General features: G+C 25.8%; 4 protein-coding genes and 1 riboswitch. Of the genes, 3 read left to right on the top strand and 1 reads right to left on the bottom strand.

Annotated elements, in window-relative coordinates; all coding sequences use genetic code 11:
• Window positions 1-246: 246 nt before the first annotated feature.
• Complete coding sequence (locus NG904_RS03875) at window positions 247-651, top strand: hypothetical protein (protein ID WP_252229893.1); 405 nt, start codon at window positions 247-249, stop codon at window positions 649-651.
• Window positions 652-741: 90 nt separating this feature from the next.
• Here the strand turns inward: NG904_RS03875 and NG904_RS03870 are convergent, their stop codons facing one another.
• Window positions 742-1,302, bottom strand: a complete 561-nt coding sequence (locus NG904_RS03870; RefSeq protein ID WP_252229891.1) for a beta-class carbonic anhydrase — start codon at window positions 1,300-1,302, stop codon at window positions 742-744.
• A 249-nt stretch (window positions 1,303-1,551) separates the two neighbouring features.
• Here NG904_RS03870 and NG904_RS03865 point away from each other — a divergent pair, with 249 nt between their 5' ends.
• Window positions 1,552-2,133, top strand: coding sequence for a 5-formyltetrahydrofolate cyclo-ligase (locus tag NG904_RS03865; protein ID WP_252215177.1), 582 nt, complete (start codon window positions 1,552-1,554; stop codon window positions 2,131-2,133).
• An 86-nt stretch (window positions 2,134-2,219) separates the two neighbouring features.
• Window positions 2,220-2,332, top strand: a riboswitch (SAM riboswitch).
• Between the two features lie 131 nt (window positions 2,333-2,463).
• Window positions 2,464-3,729 carry an O-acetylhomoserine aminocarboxypropyltransferase/cysteine synthase family protein gene (locus tag NG904_RS03860; protein WP_252229889.1) on the top strand — a complete coding sequence of 422 codons (1,266 nt, stop codon included), beginning with the start codon at window positions 2,464-2,466 and terminating at the stop codon, window positions 3,727-3,729.
• Window positions 3,730-3,799: the final 70 nt, after the last annotated feature.

Below are 3,799 nucleotides of genomic sequence, written 5' to 3'. Positions count from 1 at the left end.
TCTATAGGTACCATTTTATTATCTAAAACACTTTTTTTATTTTGAATTAGTTTAAATAAATGTTAAATTCTTAGACAGTAGATATTCTCCGTGATAAAATAAAGTTATAGAATAATATTTTTCTTAAATTAAGGCTATGTTTTAAGTAAATTCCTCTGTCCATGAGCTTTATACTACAATATCAACACTGTTTTAAAATATAGCCAAATAATTAAGTTTTATACATTATAGATAGATGGTGATTAAGTGGTTATAGTAAAGTTAGAAAAGAATAAGAAAAGACAAATTATTTTTAAAATTAAATTTACAGATGGTGAAGAAAATAAATTATTTTTTAAAAGAGCTATTATAGAGGGTAAAAAAATAAAAGGAAACTTTGATTATCAAGTACCTTTAAGATTTTTTATTCCAATAGTAAAAAATATAAATAAAAAAGATATATTGTTAGATAAAGATAGTTTGTTATGTTATTTAGAATTTTCGGATATGTATGATCAAAATTATTATAATGAAATACAAGCTACTCCTAACTATATGAAAAGATGGAGAGAAGAGGGATGTCCTGAAATTTATAAAGTAACTATTGATAAGGATAATTGCAATATAGAAAAGGAAATTATTTTTAATAAACCTAAAGTTTATTTTGAATAACTAGTGGTTTAATATAAAAATAAAAAATTAGAAATAACTTTTTATATAGATATTTCTAATTTTGTAGTATTAAAATTAAAATATATTTATTTAAATATCGCCATTTACAATAATATCGATCTTTCCTGTATCTGGGCTGATAATTAATCCATGAACTCTTATGTTCTTAGGAATTAAAGGATGATTTTTTATCATTTTTACGCTTTCTTTTATAGAATTTTCAACAGATTCAAATCCATGAAGCCATGATTCAATATTTATTCCAGAATTATTTAGAATAGATAAAGTATCATTACTTATTCCTCTATCAACCATCTTACTTATAAGAGTTTTGGTATTTAAATTACTCATACCGCAACCGTGATGCCCTACTACAAATATATCTTCAGCTCCAAATTCATATATTGCAACTAATATACTTCTTATTACGCTACCAAATGGATGAATTACAGTTGCACCAGCGTCTTTTATTATTTTTGCATCTCCATTCTTTATATTCATAGCCTTAGGTAATAATTCTGTTAATCTAGTGTCCATACATGATAATATAACCATTTTCTTTTTAGGAGTTTTGGTTGTAATAAACTCTTCAAATTTTTTATTTTCTACAAAGTCGTTATTATATTTCATTATTTCTTCTAATTTACTCATTTGTTGCCCCACCTTTATTATTTTATATTAAATAGATTATACAATTAAAGTTTTATTTATTAAATACTATTTTAATAAATGATTTATATTAAAAATTAACATAAACTATTAATTTTATAAAAATAGTTAAAGTTTAAGTTGTTTATAAATTAAATCTTAGCTATACTTGTTCATAATAAAATATAGTATTAATATTATGGGGAAGTTTTATTCATAATAATTAAAAATGTTGTAAGGGGCGAAATAGTAATGAATATCTCAGAGGAAAAGAAAGAATTAAGAAAAAAAATACTAAAAATAAGAAAAGAAATGGATATTAATAAGAAAAGAAATTTTGATAATATAATTCACAATAAATTTTTAAAAAGTAAGTTTTATTCACAGTGTAGAAATATTTTTGTGTATATTTCTTATGATTCTGAAATTGACACTAAAACTATAATAAGAAAAGCATTAGAAGATGGAAAAAATATTTATGTTCCTAGAACAAACTATAATACAAAATTGATGGAGGCTGTTAAAATATCATCATTAGAAAATCTTATAAAAGACAAACATGGAATTTTACAACCTACTGAAAGTGGATTAGCAGTTGAATTAGAAGAAATTGATTTGATAATTATGCCAGGTGTAGCTTTTGATAATAATGGGGGCAGAATGGGATATGGCGGAGGATTTTATGATAGATATATGAGTAAATGCTCAAAAAATATACAGAAGATTTCTTTAGCATATGATTTTCAAATATTAGATAATGTTCCAATGGACAGCCATGATACAAGGGTTAATTCTATTATTACAGAGAATAAAGAAATTGTATGTAATATTTAAAATAATAACAATATAATAAAATATTTTTAAATTATGGTTGCAAATGTTAAAAAATGATATATAATATAAACATATTAAAAATAAATCTGTTATTAAGAATGGTGGAGGGACTGGCCCTATGAAGCCTAGCAACAGCTAACTTTAATGCGAAAGTTAGAATTGTGCTAAATCCTGCAGGAAATTTCCTGAAAGATAAGAGATGCATAGAAGTTATATATAAATTTGTTTTTATTAACTATTTCTCTATCTTTAAACAGGAGAAATAGTTTTTTTTAATGTATTAAAATATGTTTTAATAAATAAGCAATAAATTTTAGGGGGTAATAAAATATGAAAATTGAAACAAAATGTCTACATGAAGGATATAAACCAAAGAATGGAGAACCAGTAGCATTACCGATTTATCAAAGTACTACATATAGATATGATAGTACAGAAGCAATAGGAAAATTATTTGATTTAACAGCTGAAGGTCATATGTATTCACGTATATCAAATCCAACAGTTGGAGCTGTAGAAGATAAAATAGCTTCATTAGAAGGTGGAATAGGAGCTCTTTGTACTAGTTCAGGTCAAGCAGCATCTTTAATAAGTATATTAAACATTTTAAAAGCTGGGGATCATATCATTAGTGCTGCAACAATTTATGGGGGAACAATTAATTTGTTTGCAGTAACACTTAAAAGATTTGGAATAGATTGTACATTTGTTGATCCTGATGCTTCAGAGGAAGAAATACAAAAAGAATTTAGAGAAAATACTAAAGTTGTTTTTGGAGAAACTATTGCAAATCCAGCTATAGCTGTATTTGATATAGAAAAGTTTGCTAAAATAGCACATAAGAATAATGTACCTCTTATAATAGATAATACTTTTGCAACACCCATACTTTGCAGACCGATAGAATTTGGAGCAGATATAGTTATTCATTCTACTACTAAATATATGGATGGCCATGCAGTTCAAGTTGGAGGAGTTATTATAGATAGTGGTAATTTCGATTGGACAAATGGTAAATTCTCAGAATTTACAGAGCCAGATGAATCATATCATGGTGTAATTTATTCAAAAGATTTTGGAAAATCAGCATATATAACAAAAGCTAGAGTACAACTTATGAGAGATTTAGGAGCATATATACCAGCTAATGCTGCATTTCTTCTGAATTTAGGTCTTGAAACACTTTCAGTTAGAATAGAAAAACATTGTAGAAATGCTGAAAAAGTTGCAGAGTTTTTAAGTAATAACGAAAAAGTTGAATTTGTAAATTACCCAACAGTTAAAGGAAATAAGTATGAAGATTTAGCAAGAAAGTACTTACCTAATGGATGTAGTGGAGTAGTATCATTTTCAATAAAAGGAAGTAGAGAAAATGCTATTAGATTTATGGATAATTTAAAACTTGCAGAAAATGTAGTTCATGTAGCAGATATTCGTACATGCGTACTTCATCCAGCAAGTTCAACACATCGTCAACTTACAGATGATCAACTTATAGCAGCTGGAATAACACCAGGACTTGTTAGATTATCAGTTGGACTAGAAAACATAGATGATATATTAGAAGATGTTAAACAAGCATTAGATCAAGTTTAATCAACATTTTCTTTAAGAAAATGTTGATATATGCATAAATAAAGGTGGACTAAGTAATTAAACTTAGGAA

It is taken from the genome of Clostridium sp. ZBS15 (assembly GCF_023845705.1).
GTDB classification, from domain to species: domain Bacteria; phylum Bacillota; class Clostridia; order Clostridiales; family Clostridiaceae; genus Clostridium; species Clostridium aquiflavi.
The sequence above is the reverse complement of the archived record's forward strand: the minus strand, read 5'-3'. Positions and strand labels throughout refer to the sequence as shown.

Coding starts and splice junctions, on each gene's coding strand:
- NG904_RS03870 (WP_252229891.1), bottom strand. CDS start 1,302: ATGAGTAAATTAGAAGAAATAATGAAATATAATAACGACTTTGTAGAA.
- NG904_RS03860 (WP_252229889.1), top strand. CDS start 2,464: ATGAAAATTGAAACAAAATGTCTACATGAAGGATATAAACCAAAGAAT.
- NG904_RS03865 (WP_252215177.1), top strand. CDS start 1,552: ATGAATATCTCAGAGGAAAAGAAAGAATTAAGAAAAAAAATACTAAAA.